The sequence below is a fragment of the Listeria aquatica FSL S10-1188 genome (assembly GCF_000525795.1).
GTDB lineage: Bacteria > Bacillota > Bacilli > Lactobacillales > Listeriaceae > Listeria > Listeria aquatica.
The window spans coordinates 29537-43032 of the sequence record NZ_AOCG01000006.1; the positions used below are offsets into that span (position 1 = coordinate 29537).

Sequence of the window (13496 nt, forward strand, 5' to 3'; positions counted from 1 at the left end):
CTCTCCTCTCTTACTCATCTTCCTTCACTAGATTATGTTTAAACGCATAAATTGCCGCCTGGGTACGGTCTTGTACATCTAGTTTAGAGAGAATATTACTCACATGTGTTTTCACTGTTTTTAGCGTGATAAACAACTCATCGGCAATTTCTTGATTGGATTTTCCTTCCGCAATTAAAAGTAAAATTTCTTGTTCGCGGTTAGTCAGGTCATCATGCAAGTTTTTTTTCTGGTTTTGCTGTTAAGCGTTGCATCATCTTGCCTGTTACTTCCGGTTCAAACACTGAATCCCCGCCGTATGTAGCACGAATTGCATCAGCAATTTCTCCTGCCGTTGATGTTTTTAACATGTAACTGCTTGCCCCTGCTTCAAGTGCAGGGTATACTTTTTCATCATCAATAAAACTTGTGACAATGATGATTTTTGCTTCTTTCCAGTTTTGAAGGATTTCTTTGGTGGCTTCAATTCCATCCATTTCATCCATGACAAGATCCATCAATATAATATCTGGACGTAACTCAAGAGCCATTTCTACACCTTCACGTCCGTTTTCTGCTTCACCAACAACTTCCATATCATCTTGAACGGATAAATAAGCGGATACCCCGATCCGTACCATCTCATGATCATCTACAAGTAATACCTTTATCATTCTTCGTCCACTTCCTTCTCAGCCACTAAAGGGATTTTAATTTCAACACTTGTTCCTTTATTTGGAAAACTGATAATTTTAATCGTTCCACCGAACTCCTGCACCCGTTCACGCATGTTTTGTAGACCATATGAGCCTTGTGGAACAGCATTCATATCAAATCCGACTCCATCATCAACGACTTTCAAAACCGCCATATTATCAATTTCTACAAAGCGAACTTCTAGAAGCTTTGCCTTTGAATGCCGAAGAGTGTTGGACAACAGTTCCTGTACAATTCGAAATAGATGGTCTTCAATACCTTTTTGGAGCTGAAGATTCTCAATTTGCCACTCCACTTTAATAGGGAGTTTAGTTGTCAATTCTTTAAGAAGTTGCTCCATCCCTTTCTTAAGCGATTTTCCTTCTAGTTGAGTTGGACGCAAGTGCAAGAGGAGCGCGCGCATTTCTGACTGGGACTCATTTACGATCGATTCTACCATTCGAAGTTGCTTTTTCAAAACGGGGGAATCATCTTTTGCGACTTGCTCGTTTAAAGCCGATAAAAGCATCATTGCGGCAAACAATTGCTGACTAACAGAATCATGCAGTTCACGTGCAATCCTGTGCCGTTCCTCCGAAAGAATCGCTTCTTTTGTTTCACCACTAATTTCAGCCTTTTCATTGGCAATTTTTTGTGTCAGTAAAGTCTGCGATTTCATTTTATCACGTAATCGATCAATTTGCTTGTAGACTTGCGCCACTTCTACTAAATTTTCTTCCTCTTGAAATTTTTTCTCAAGATCCCCTTGCTCTAGCAAGCGAATCTCAAAATCAATTCCTTCAAACTTTTGTTTGATTAAATAGCCTGAAACAGCTCCAACCATTAACCCCGCCAAAATAGAAGTAAGAGGTACAAAAATCACAAAGGGCAAATACAAGATTTTGACTCCAATTAAAAATTCATACCACGTTAAACCACTGACAAAAAAATAAATTAAACTGCCAACCATTGAAGTGATAAAAATTAGTGTCGAGCAAAGAATCATCTGCGTGCGTGTATAGGTCATAGACGAATCACCTCTAAATCACCGAGCACAACAGAAGTCACGATCTTCACTTTACGCGCAGCTGTCTCGTAGTTGTCTGAATAAAGTTTGATTGAATCATTTTGAACGGATGTTGTTTTTTTTATCGTACTGTAATTTTCCAAAAATTGCAGAGTGCTCTAGACAAATTCCTAGGTCAAACGGAACAAGCAAGCGAATTTTCCCTGAAATGCTACGAATCATGATGACACTTTCACCGGTTGGTAAAACCGTATTGCCTAGGTCAATGATTGTATCTCCAATTCCAGTTTGAATGTTAATGTCTTCCCACTCGTAAACCACATCAAGTACACGCTGGTTTCCAAACCACTGATTTTTAATGAAATGATTAACACGATCTATTTTTCCTGGTTCTTTTGTTTCTACCATTAAAAGTTCAGGTGCACGTTTACGGTTGATATAATGAAAAATCGCAAAAATGCCGAAAATAACAATTCCGATTTTAAAAAGATGTCGTTAAAAGCACAGCCAGTAAAATGAAAACAGCGGCTAAAAATAAACGATTGCGCTGCTTTTTCTTAGAAATCCCAGCTTTTCTTGATGTGTATAAAAAAATAATTCCAAGCGCAAAAACAACAAGAAGCTGCCATCTAAACAGCATTTCAAGTCCAATACCAAGCGCCACAATTACAATAAACAAAAAAAAGAACAGAGCTCTCGATTTTTTTCATAGCGACACCTCCTTTTTTTCACATTGAACCTTTTTCTATTATAAAAAGAAGTCGAATAAGGGGCAAACCGCTACAGGTGTACCCCTCACTAAGACTTTAGTCTGAATCTTCTTCCGTTAATTTTGTAATAAGGCCCGCTTGTTGCGTTACTTTTCCTGCTTTCATAAGCGTCCCAAGTGCACGTTTAAATTGTGCCTTACTGATCCCAAATTTCCCGCGAATAGCATCTGGATTAGACTTGTCGCCAAAGCCCATTTCTCCCCCCACGCTTCGCAGATAGGTCAAAATCATTTCCGCATCATCGCTAAGGACTTCATGAACGCGCCCACGAAGAGAAAGATTAAGTGATCCGTCTGGTTTAACGGCGATCACTCGCGCTTTCAAATATTCGCCAAGTCGTGGTTCAGAAGTTCGCTCACTTTCATGAATAAAGCCAATATAGCCATTATCCGTATAAACAAACGAACCGACTTTTAATAACTTATATACCGTCCCAGAGACATTTTGATTAAACATTTCTTGTTTAGCAGCATGAGCAATCGTTTTATATTCTGTCTCAGACCCGAGAACACCCCAAATTCGCTCCTTATCATCCACGCGCAAAGCAAGCATTAAACGATCTCCTTTTTTCGGCCAAAGATGCGATAGTGCAGGCATATCATCCATAGAGATCACAATGTCTTTTTCAATTCCAATATCCATAAAGATGCCTAGATCTTTTCGAACTTCCGTTACCGTCCCAAAACCGTAGTGACCTACTTGTACCTTTGGAATCGTCGTTGTTGCCGTTAGTTCGTGATCGTAGTCGACATAAAGAAAAACTAAAATTTCTTCGCCAGGAGTTAAGTCAAGTCGGCTCGTATTTCCTTTTTTCATCCGAACAGTTGCTCCATCTTTTTCAAGCAAGAAGCCATCTTCCATGATTTCTTTCACGCTCATGGTCACGCTTTTTCCAATTAGATTATTCACGAATCTGGTCCACCTCGTTTTTTCTTCTTTGCTTCATTATACCTTATCCCTTACTTGATGGCTACACGTGTTTCAGTTGTTAATTATCGCTTGGATGCGCTCAATTCGTTCAGGATCTAGCGAATTAGCAAAGCTTCCAGAAATTCTTGCTCCGCCACCTACGTGATAAGCGTCATTTGAAAGAGCGAGATGTAGCTCACGAATATTTTGATCGGTCACACCACTGCCTACTAAAATTGACAACGCATCAGGATCTTCGCGACTTTCTGTTATCCATTTTTGAAGTAGCGGAATCGAATCCATAGCGCTTTTTGTGCCGCCTGAAGTCAAAACCTGGTCAATCTTCTTGCCATAAGTTTTCAAGGTATCATATGCTTTTTCTATGTCGTTTGTCGCTTCAATCGCGCGGTGAAATGTAAATCGCAAATTTCCTTTCCATTCAAGCACTTTTTCAAGTAGTGCTGTATCAATCTCCCCGGAAGCTGTCACTGCTCCAAACACAATGCCTGATGCTCCTAGCTCCTTTACAACCTCTATATCTGTTTGGATCGCTCGCTGGTCGCTTTCACTATATACAAAAGAATGACTATGTGGGCGTATCATGACCATCGTCTGTAAGCTTGTCGCTCCGACAATTTCTTTTAACACCCCGTAGCTCGGGGTAAGTCCCCCTTCACTGATAGCCGAAACAACTTCCAGCCGGTTTGCTCCATATATTTCAGCTAACTTGGCATCTTCTGCATTTTCCACAATCACTTCTAACATTTCGCTTCACTCCAATCTTTTTTATTATCTAGAAAAACGAAACAAATTTCAAGTTTCAATCGTAAAAAAACGACAAACGAAATGTCCGAGTTACACGGCGCATTTCGCTTGTCGCTTGTATTTTTATTATTTACCCGTAATATCTCGCATCTTATCTGCCACAAACTCAACGTCTGCTCCAACAATAATCTGCACATTTTCTTTATTAATTTTCACAACCCCACGTGCTCCTGATTTTTTCAGTGCCGCTTCGTTCATCAAATCCGCATCTTTTACTTGTAAGCGAAGACGTGTGGTGCAGTTATCCACTTTCACAAGGTTGTCTTCTCCGCCAAGTCCACCAAGGTATCCTCGCGCCATTTGTTCGTACTTATCTACTTTCCCATTTGGAAGGTCTGCTTCTGTTGCGCCAAGTGATGCTGCGGATTCTTGCACTTCTGCATTTGGCATTTCCATCGCGAGGCTTTCTTCTGTTTCATCTTCACGTCCTGGTGTTTTTAAGTTGAACTTTTTGATGATGAAATAGAAGAGAACAAAATAAATAACTGCGAATACGAGTCCGATCGGAATTAGCTGCCATGCATTATGTCCTTTCGTAAAGTTAAGGACAAAGTCGATCGCCCCAGCGCTAAAGGTAAAGCCAAGTTTAATGCCCAGTAAATTCGTCACAAACATCGATACACCCATTAAAATTGCGTGGATCGCGTATAGGAATGGTGCAATAAACATGAATGTAAATTCGATCGGTTCTGTAATCCCTGTTAGGAAAGCTGTAACAGCAAGCGATAACATCATTCCGCCAACTTCAGCACGATTTTTCTTTTTCGCTGCTAGGTACATCGCAAAGGCAGCCCCAGGAAGACCAAACATCATGACTGGGAAGAAACCAACTTGGAATGTCCCTGCTGTTGGGTCGCCTGCGAAGAAGCGGTTAATGTCACCATGAACCATCTGTCCGGCAGCATCCACAAAGTCCCCATACCCAAACCACAAATACGTATTTAGTACGTGGTGAAGGCCTGTTGGAATGAGTGCACGGTTTAAAATTCCATAGATTGCTGAACCGAATGCTCCTGCACTTGTAATCCAGCCATTAAGTGCGTCTAAGCCGTTTTGAATTGTTGGCCAAGCAGCTCCAAAGATAACAACGAGAAGTAAAGTTAATACGGCATTAATAATAATGGCTACATGTTTGCCATCTAAAAATTCTTGGTTTCCAAAGATTTTTTTTGTCATACATATAATTATAAAGAATCGGCGCTGTTAAACCTGCGATAAAACCTGCAAAAACACCCATGTTAATACTTGAATTTACGCCGATAACTCCAAAGTTTAAAATGAAAAAGACAATCGCACCATTTAGTCCTGCTGCTCCACTATTGTCTTTTGAAAGTCCAATTGAAATCCCGATTGCAAATAATAATGATAAGAATGTAAATAGTGCTGCCCCACCTGAGTGAATAAATGGTACATTGAAAACATCATCAGCCCCAAGGCGGTTTAAAAGTCCCGCTGCCGGAAGTACGGCAATTGGAAGCATAAGGGCTTTCCCAATTTTTTGTAATCCACCTAACATGTTATTTCCTCCATTTCTCTTTTCAATTCCTTAGAAAATTGCCGCTACAAAAGCCCCTATAAACAAGGCTACAACAGATGTGACGATCGGAACAAAACGACGACCACCAAAGAACGCCAACCACTCTGGAAGACGAATGTTGTAGAATTTGTTATAAAGTACTCCCGCTGCAATCCCCATGTAAATTCCACTTAAAAAGTTGAAATTAGCGGAGAATTCTGTAGGTGTAAAGACTCCGTTTTTCGGAAAATTCAGAGAAACAATAACAGCCGCGTAAACGAGCCAGCCAACTGCTCCTGCAAGAGCAGATGCTCCACTATGATCTTTTGCAATTCCAATCGCGATTCCCATCGATACAATCAGCGGGAACATAAGAATGAGTCCTTGATAAATTGAATCAATGGCTTTCATGCCTGTTGCTGCATACGCAAGCCAGAAAACCCCAATGATTACAAGCGCAATGATCGGATAAACCGCACCGATTGCAAATCGTTTTAATACGTCCATAATCTTAAAATGCCTCCTAAAAATTTATTTTTCCCAAAAGCTCCTCAATCTTTCCACATGAAGGGCAATATATCCTAATTCTGCTTCTGGAAGTAGCAACTTGTAATTTTCTTTGAGCAAATCTGCCACTTTCTTCGCAGTATTAAAACTAAATTCAAATTTTTTCTTGATCATTGTAAGCATTTCGTCATCCATCGTGTGAAGTTCTTTTTTCTCCACTCGATTGAGTACAAAACGCAGATGAGTAATAAGACGCTCGTAAGCAATATCCTGACCTGAAAGTGTGATCCGAAGACTTGATGTAATCACTTCAATCATGCTCGAAATGATGGATGCTTGTCTAACACTTTCATGAATATCTCCAGCACCGATTTTAGCTGTATGAATGTGAAGCGCAATGTAGGCTGCTTCATCAATAGGCATATCGAGTCCAAAACGTTCTTTGATATGATTAATCGCCCAAAGACCGATTTTAAATTCTGGTTCGTAAAGAACTTTAATTTCATTCAAGAGACGATTTTGAAGAATAATTCCTTCTTTTAATCGTTCAATCGAGAAAGCCAGATGGTCTGTTAGCGAAATATGAATATGTTCACTAAGCTTGAAGGGAAGCGTAACCTCTGCATAGGAAATGATTTCTTCGGATACCGCAAAATATTCTTCATTGATGCGCTTCAATAGTTCTTGAAAATGTTCAGATTCATCTTGCATCACGAACATTTTTTCAATTTTATTGGTAGCAACAACATCGTTTCTTTTTTTTGTTAAAGGCAATACCCGCACCAATGGCAATTTTTTCTTCGTTGCCATCTTTTAGCACGACTGCATTGTTATTTAAGATCCGAATGATTTTCATCTAGCTTCCCTCTTTTGCTTTCAAGTGAATGTATACGATTTCTTATTTTATTTAAGTGTTGTAACGAAGACTTCCGTTTCGCCAGCAACTGTTTCTGTTACTTTTTTCCAATCAAAATCAAACTTTCCTTCTGGGCTGTTTGTCACAACCATTGGAACAATTGTGCTTGTTGCGTTTTCTTCAATATAAGCGAGATCAGCTTTAATAAGTGGTTCGCCTTTTTTCACTTTTTCCCCCATTTTAGTAAGTACTTCGAAACCTTCTCCTTTTAAGGCTACGGTCTCAAGACCAATGTGGACAAGAATTTCTTCTCCTAAAGCTGTGCGGATCCCAAAAGCATGTTTTGTTTCAGCGAGTTGAATGATTTCACCATCAACAGGCGCTACAATTGTTCCGTCAGTTGGCTTAATGGCAATGCCTTCACCCATCATTTTCCCGCTAAAAACAGGATCTGGAACTTCTTCAAGTGGCACAAAATTTCCTGTTGCATGCGCGTAGATGCTTTCATCTTTTTTCTTTTTTTGAACATTTTTTTTAAACATACGTATTCCTCCTCAAAAGCTACTTCACACAAGTGAGACAAAAAATAAAAAAAAGACACGGAAAGTCTAGAATGGGACACAGTTGTCTCTTCAAACCTTCCATGCCTGTTCGTAACAGTAACATGAAAACGATATTATTAATTGCAACGCCTATTTTACCTTTTTTTGTTAGAAAAAGCAAGTATTTTTCGCAAGAAACGGAGAAAACTGCTTTTTAAACTTCGTTCTCATCTTCATTTCGGTTGTCTCACTAGAAAGCCTTTGTTAAAATGAGAAGGGACATTTCATTGAAAGAAAGGTTGGATGAAATGGAAAAAGAAACAACAAAGGATGTGGCTGAAAGCGTGAACTACTTTACCAAATGGTTTAAATCCATTGATTGGGATGCCGTGATTTCAAAAGTCATCAGTGTTGGTCTTGAGATTCTCGTTTTAATCATCCTTTACTTTATTTTAAAATACGCGGGCTCTAAGATCATCAAAAGTTTTTTCAAAAAGTACCGGCGCAATCCAGCTGTTTCAAACAACCGCGCGGATACGCTCGAAGGCTTGATTTTAAACTTTTATGGGTATGTGTTGTTCTTCGTATTTGCGATTTTAATTTTGCAAAACTTTATTAATGTAACAGCTATAATTGCTGGAGCTGGAGTAGCGAGTTTAGCGATTGCTTTTGGTGCCCAAGGGCTTGTAAGTGACGTTGTGACAGGCTTTTTCATCTTGCTAGAGCGTCAGCTTGATGTCGGAGATAGTATCACCCTTGATACCGTCAATGGATATGTGGAAAACTTAGGTCTACGTACTACTCAAGTTCGTGACTTTGATGGAACACTTCACTTTATCCCAAACCGTCAGATCATGATTGTAAGCAATCATTCTCGCGGCAATATGCGTGTGCTTGTTGATGTTGCGATTAGTCCAAAAGCGGACACAGAAAAAGCGATTCAAATCATCGAACAAATTTGTGAAGAAGAAAAGAGTAGCAACAAAAACATTGTTGAAACACCTGCTGTGCTCGGAGTTGAAAGCTCAGACGGAACCAACCAAGTAATTCGCATTGTAGGTACGGCCGTAAATGGGGAACAATTTGGTGTTCAGCGCGATTTACTGAAAAAAATTCGCGAAGCCTTGCTAAAAGCTGGAATCGATTTACCGATCGCAACCCCCGTTGTTAAAACAGCACAAACTTAAAAAAGTCTGTTTTCCAAAATGAATTTGGAAAACAGGTTTTTTTATGGAGTACGTCCTTTTAGTTTGGCAAGTGAATCTGTTACTTTTAACGTTGCGCGGACAGCTTTACGGTTTAGCGTGCCCTTGTAGTGTTTGATTTCTGCCTGTTGTTTCTCAAGCCGAGTATTTGCTTGCGTAAGTTTTTGTTCGGATTCATTTAGCTTTGTTTCTAGGCTTTGTTTAGCTTTTTGTTCGTTTGTTAACTGATTTTTAGTTTGGTTTAATTGGGCCGTCAATTGTTTAATTTGATAATCGCGTCTGTGATTTTCATAATCCACTTTGACTTGGTGTCTTTCTTTTAACAACCTAGATGCAGTTTGAATCCGCTCATAGAGGGGTACTCCCGTTAGCACCGTAATCGGCTCGGCGCTTTCTGGAAAGGTAAGTGCCGCAATCTCAATATCAAGGGGCGCTTCTTTTCGGTCTCTATTTTCCGTATAGATATGCGGGACTTGATTGGCATCTAAAAAGTCAATAAAGCGATCAAAATTTTGCTTTTGAACTTTTTCAGCTGACTTTAAATCCACTTGTCCAAGTAATTCCTCTAGATTTTGAATTTCCGATAGTTTTTCTGCCGTTACGTGAGGCAAGTTATGATAAGCCGCTAGTTCGCGCATTCTGGCATCTTGAACAAAAGATACATTCGGTGTTCCAACGATTGTCGGGATAACATTCCCATGTAATCGTGGCCCGATGCTAAATGATGCTTGGCGCATAAAGTCATACCAACTAGGCATACTAGTAAAATATTTTACGCGGCCTTCTTTATAATAGCAATCAAGGATGGAAACGGGGTAGCTTTGCCGATCACTGGAAATATCTGGACCACCTGCATACATCAAGTGGAACTCATCCAAATGTTGCGGGATGAAGTAGTAATTCGGATGCTTCTGGATCACCTCGTTTAAAAATTGCAAAGAAGCTTCACTTGATACGGGAGAAGCATTGATCGCAATTAAGGAGTCTCTTTGCAAGTTTAAATCGCGAATTTTAAGTTCAGATCCGAAGGTATAAAGTGATGGACAGCCAATCACTTCATAGTCTTCTTGTTCTTTAAATCCAAGCTGCTTTAAATAGTCAGCAGTGATCTGGCCTCGCAAGCCTAATTTGGCTGATTTTTCTAGCACAGCTTTAACGAATTCTTTTACGTCTTCATCAAACGAAAAGCCTTGTTCAAGTTGCGGTTCATACGCTGCCCGGAGACCGACGCCCGTTACGATAACCGGGATGTTTAATTGTTTAATGAGTGCTGTATAGTTGCGCAGTTGCGGCCTAAAATCTTCGCGAAAAGCATCTGCTAGTGGAATGATATAGGCATCATATTCTTCATTATATCGTGCTGCTCGGCTTGGGTCTGTTGAAAGTCCATCTGGAACAAGTTCTGTTTCTTCTTGCCAAAGTGTTCTGTAAATACTATACTGATAAGCTAAATTTCCATTATTAAAACCGGTTCGGTCTCTTAAATACATATCTTCTGCAGTATAAACATCTGTTGGCCGCATTCCCGAACGAATCAAAATTTTTTTTCATAAATTTGTCACGTCCCTAAGCATTCATTAAGTTCCATTTTTGCAAAATAAAAAAAGTATCACTAGCATTATATCAAAAAACTAGCAATACTTTTAGTTATTTCATGAAATTTATTTCCCGAATGCAGTCGGATCTTTTTTCCATTCTCGTAAGGTACTCATATCCGCTTCTGTGACATAACCTTCTTCACATGCCACTTCAATGAGTGTTTCGTAATCCGTTAACGTCTCAAGCTTTACGCCTGCTTGCGCAAAACGAGTTTCCCCTTCTTCTAATCCATATGTGAAGATCGCAGCAATACCAAGCACTTCACAGCCGGCTTCTTTCAGTGCATCCACTGCTTTTAAAGAACTACCACCCGTCGAAATTAAATCTTCAATAACGACCACTTTTTGTCCTTTTTGGACTGGACCTTCGATTTGGTTCCCTTTTCCATGTTTTTTAGCTTCACCGCGAACATAGACCATTGGTAAGTCGAGTAAGTCACTTACCCACGCGGCATGTGGGATTCCTGCTGTCGCCGTTCCAGCTATAACCTCACAGCCTGGGAATTCCTGTTTGATTTTTTTGGCTAAGTTAAGCGCAATAAATTTGCGGATGTCCGGAAACCCTAGTGTTAGACGGTTATCACAATAAATCGGTGACCGAATTCCTGAAGCCCATGTAAACGGATCGTTCGGTTGCAAAAATACGGCTTTAATTTTAAGTAATTGTTCGGCAGTTTGTTTCGCTATCAAATTTCCCACTCCTTTAATACACGCTCGTAAGCGACTTTTGGATTTTCTGCTCGTGTAATCGGGCGACCTACAACGATCGCACTCGCTTGACGCTTTCTTGCTTCTTTCGGAGTCACTACACGCTTTTGATCATCTTTCGAATCAGTGTCTAGTCGAATACCCGGAGTTACGCATAAGAAAGCTTCATTCGTATGCTTCTTAATGCTCTTCGCTTCAAAAGAAGAGCAAACCACCCCATCAAGTCCTGCTTCTTCTGCAAGTTTGCTATAGTGTAGAACTGAGTCTTCGAGTGAGACGGAAATAAGTTGTTCTTGCTGCATTTCCGCTTCACTTGTACTCGTTAATTGCGTCACGGCAATAAGCTTCGGACGTGTCTTTCCTTTAGGTGTTCCTTCATTTAATCCATTTAGAGCCTCCACCATCATTTGCTTGCCCCCTGCCGCGTGTACATTTACGAGGTCAACGCCAAGTTTAGCAAGCGAACGCATCGCACTTTTAACGGTATTTGGAATATCGTGAAGTTTCAAATCGAGAAAGATAAAATGTCCCGCTTCTTTTAATTTCAAAACAAATTCAGGTCCTTCTGAAAAAAACAGCTCCATGCCGATTTTAAGGGCAAGCGGTTCATTTTCAAAAAGGTTTAAAAAAGCCTCTGCTTCTTGAGCATTTCTGAAGTCCAAAGCTATAATTGGCTGGTTTTTCATGCTTTATTTCGCTCCTTTTTCAGGTCCGTTAATTTGTCAATGCCCAGTTCATCCATCCGCTTGGGTAAAGCTTCAATTAGTTTTGGACAGATGAGGGGATCCGTAAAATTAAGTGTGCCAACTGCAACAGCATCTGCACCGGCCATCAAAAATTCTAATACATCATCGACCGTCTGCACCCCACCCATACCGATAATTGGTAAAGCAGAAGCATTCCGCACCTCATGAACCATTCGAATGGCAACGGGCTTGATTGCAGGTCCTGAAAGGCCTCCTGTTTGGTTGGCAATAATTGGTTTTCGTGTTTTCAAATCAATTCGCATTCCAAGTAATGTATTGATCATCGTAAACCCGTCAGCGCCCGCAGCTTCTATGGCCTGTGCAATCGCAACAATATCTGTGACATTAGGACTTAATTTCACATAAACAGGAACTTTCGCAACGGCTTTCACTGCCTTCGTTAAACGGTAGGCCACATCAGGATCAGTCCCAAAAGTGATGCCTCCTTCTTTTACGTTCGGACAAGAAATATTAAGTTCAATCGCTTTCACAACAGGACTGTCCCCGATTCGCGCGCAAACGGTGACATAATCTTCTTCCGTTTTTCCAGCAACATTTGCGATGATGGGTGTTTCAAATTTTTCAAGAAACGGGAGTTCTACCTCCATAATGCGGTCGAGTCCAGGATTTTGCAACCCGATAGCATTTAGCATTCCACTGGGTGTTTCTGCAATTCTAGGCGTTGGATTGCCAAGGCGTGGCTCAGGCGTACAAGCCTTGACCATGATCGCGCCAAGCTTATTTAAATTAAATTGTTCCGCGTACTCGCGACCAAATCCAAAACAGCCAGATGCCGGCATAATCGGATTTTTAAGATGGAGACCAGGAAGTTCTACTTGTAATCGGTTCATAATTTCACCTCGTCTGCCCGGAAAACTGGGCCATCTGTACAAATTTTGAACTGTTGTTTTGTTTCATCTTCAGCTTGGCACACACAAGCATAGCAGGCACCAATCCCACATGCCATCCGCTCCTCAAGCGAAAGGAAAGTTTGTGACTCTTGGAATGCGGCTTTTACAGCTTTAAGCATGGCAAGCGGTCCACAACTATACACCCGCGCTGGCTGTGTTGTGAGTTTTTCTGTAACATCTGTCACAAACCCTTTTGTCCCATACGAACCATCTACTGTGCTGATATAAACATCTCCAAGCGCTTGCATCCTTTTTTCAAGAAAAATGTCTTTTTCTGATTCAAACCCATTGATGAAAATCGGTTTTGCTCCAAGTTGTGCTAGTTCTCTTCCCAGCTGATAAAGCGGTGGAACACCAATTCCTCCTCCGATGAGAAACACTTCTTTACCTGCAAGTGATTCAAGTGGGAAACCATGCCCAAGTGGCCCCATCACATCGGCAAATTCTCCTGCTTGAAGCTCGGACATAGCTTTTGTGCCATCTCCGAGCGCTCGATAAATCAGCGTACAAACTCCTTCTTCCTTTTCATAAGAAGCAATGCTTATCGGACGACGTAAAAGCAAATCGCTTCGGTTTGAGCGCACCATCAAGAATTGACCTGGCGCCATTTCTGCTACGCAATCGCCCATTAGAACAAGTTCAAACACTTGATCGGCAATTTCTTTTTGACTGATGACACGCATTTTTTCTAGCTTCATTTC

11 protein-coding genes and 4 pseudogenes are annotated in these 13496 nt (G+C 40.6%); 1 reads left to right on the plus strand and 14 read right to left on the minus strand.

What is annotated here, in order from left to right:
- Positions 1-10 precede the first annotated feature (10 nt).
- The 9 genes and pseudogenes from MAQA_RS04095 to MAQA_RS04140 form a co-directional block, all read right to left on the minus strand.
- Positions 11-653, minus strand: a pseudogene (locus MAQA_RS04095) (response regulator).
- Positions 650-1702, minus strand: a complete 1053-nt coding sequence (locus MAQA_RS04100; RefSeq protein WP_036071663.1) for a sensor histidine kinase — start codon at positions 1700-1702, stop codon at positions 650-652. The pseudogene MAQA_RS04095 and the gene MAQA_RS04100 overlap by 4 nt, the downstream one beginning before the upstream one ends.
- Positions 1699-2412 (minus strand): annotated as a pseudogene (gene liaF, locus MAQA_RS04105) (cell wall-active antibiotics response protein LiaF). The gene MAQA_RS04100 and the pseudogene liaF overlap by 4 nt, the downstream one beginning before the upstream one ends.
- A gap of 96 nt (positions 2413-2508) precedes the next feature.
- The gene (locus MAQA_RS04110; protein WP_036071666.1) at positions 2509-3381 is read right to left on the minus strand and encodes a CvfB family protein; all 873 of its coding nucleotides are present in this window, start codon (positions 3379-3381) and stop codon (positions 2509-2511) included.
- A 72-nt stretch (positions 3382-3453) separates the two neighbouring features.
- Positions 3454-4146 carry a copper homeostasis protein CutC gene (locus MAQA_RS04115; protein ID WP_036071668.1) on the minus strand — a complete coding sequence of 231 codons (693 nt, stop codon included), beginning with the start codon at positions 4144-4146 and terminating at the stop codon, positions 3454-3456.
- A gap of 126 nt (positions 4147-4272) precedes the next feature.
- Positions 4273-5722, minus strand: a pseudogene (locus MAQA_RS04120) (PTS transporter subunit EIIC).
- Between the two features lie 30 nt (positions 5723-5752).
- Complete coding sequence (locus MAQA_RS04130) at positions 5753-6229, minus strand: PTS transporter subunit EIIC (protein ID WP_036071672.1); 477 nt, start codon at positions 6227-6229, stop codon at positions 5753-5755.
- 24 nt (positions 6230-6253) lie between these two features.
- Positions 6254-7085, minus strand: a pseudogene (locus MAQA_RS04135) (PRD domain-containing protein).
- A 47-nt stretch (positions 7086-7132) separates the two neighbouring features.
- Positions 7133-7627 carry a PTS sugar transporter subunit IIA gene (locus MAQA_RS04140; RefSeq protein WP_036071675.1) on the minus strand — a complete coding sequence of 165 codons (495 nt, stop codon included), beginning with the start codon at positions 7625-7627 and terminating at the stop codon, positions 7133-7135.
- Positions 7628-7935: 308 nt separating this feature from the next.
- Here MAQA_RS04140 and MAQA_RS04145 point away from each other — a divergent pair, with 308 nt between their 5' ends.
- Entirely contained in the window at positions 7936-8814 is an 879-nt protein-coding gene (locus MAQA_RS04145) for a mechanosensitive ion channel family protein (RefSeq protein WP_173400307.1), read from the plus strand.
- Positions 8815-8855: 41 nt separating this feature from the next.
- On the opposite strand, the gene MAQA_RS04150 is transcribed toward MAQA_RS04145, so the two are convergent.
- The 5 genes from MAQA_RS04150 to MAQA_RS04170 all read right to left on the minus strand — a co-directional run bounded on the left by MAQA_RS04150 (position 8856) and on the right by MAQA_RS04170 (position 13493).
- Positions 8856-10355, minus strand: a complete 1500-nt coding sequence (locus tag MAQA_RS04150) for a polysaccharide pyruvyl transferase family protein (protein WP_036072157.1) — start codon at positions 10353-10355, stop codon at positions 8856-8858.
- 138 nt (positions 10356-10493) lie between these two features.
- On the minus strand, positions 10494-11120 hold the full coding sequence (gene pyrE / locus MAQA_RS04155) for an orotate phosphoribosyltransferase (RefSeq protein WP_036071677.1): 627 nt from the start codon (positions 11118-11120) through the stop codon (positions 10494-10496).
- Positions 11117-11824 (minus strand): orotidine-5'-phosphate decarboxylase, encoded by a 708-nt coding sequence (gene pyrF / locus MAQA_RS04160; RefSeq protein ID WP_036071680.1) that lies wholly within the window; start codon positions 11822-11824, stop codon positions 11117-11119. The genes pyrE and pyrF overlap by 4 nt, the downstream gene beginning before the upstream one ends.
- Entirely contained in the window at positions 11821-12735 is a 915-nt protein-coding gene (locus MAQA_RS04165) for a dihydroorotate dehydrogenase (protein WP_036071682.1), read from the minus strand. Before MAQA_RS04165 ends, pyrF begins: the two co-directional genes overlap by 4 nt.
- Positions 12732-13493: a dihydroorotate dehydrogenase electron transfer subunit gene (locus MAQA_RS04170; protein ID WP_036071685.1), complete on the minus strand. Its 762-nt coding sequence runs from the start codon at positions 13491-13493 to the stop codon at positions 12732-12734. Before MAQA_RS04170 ends, MAQA_RS04165 begins: the two co-directional genes overlap by 4 nt.
- Between the last annotated feature and the right edge of the window lie 3 nt (positions 13494-13496).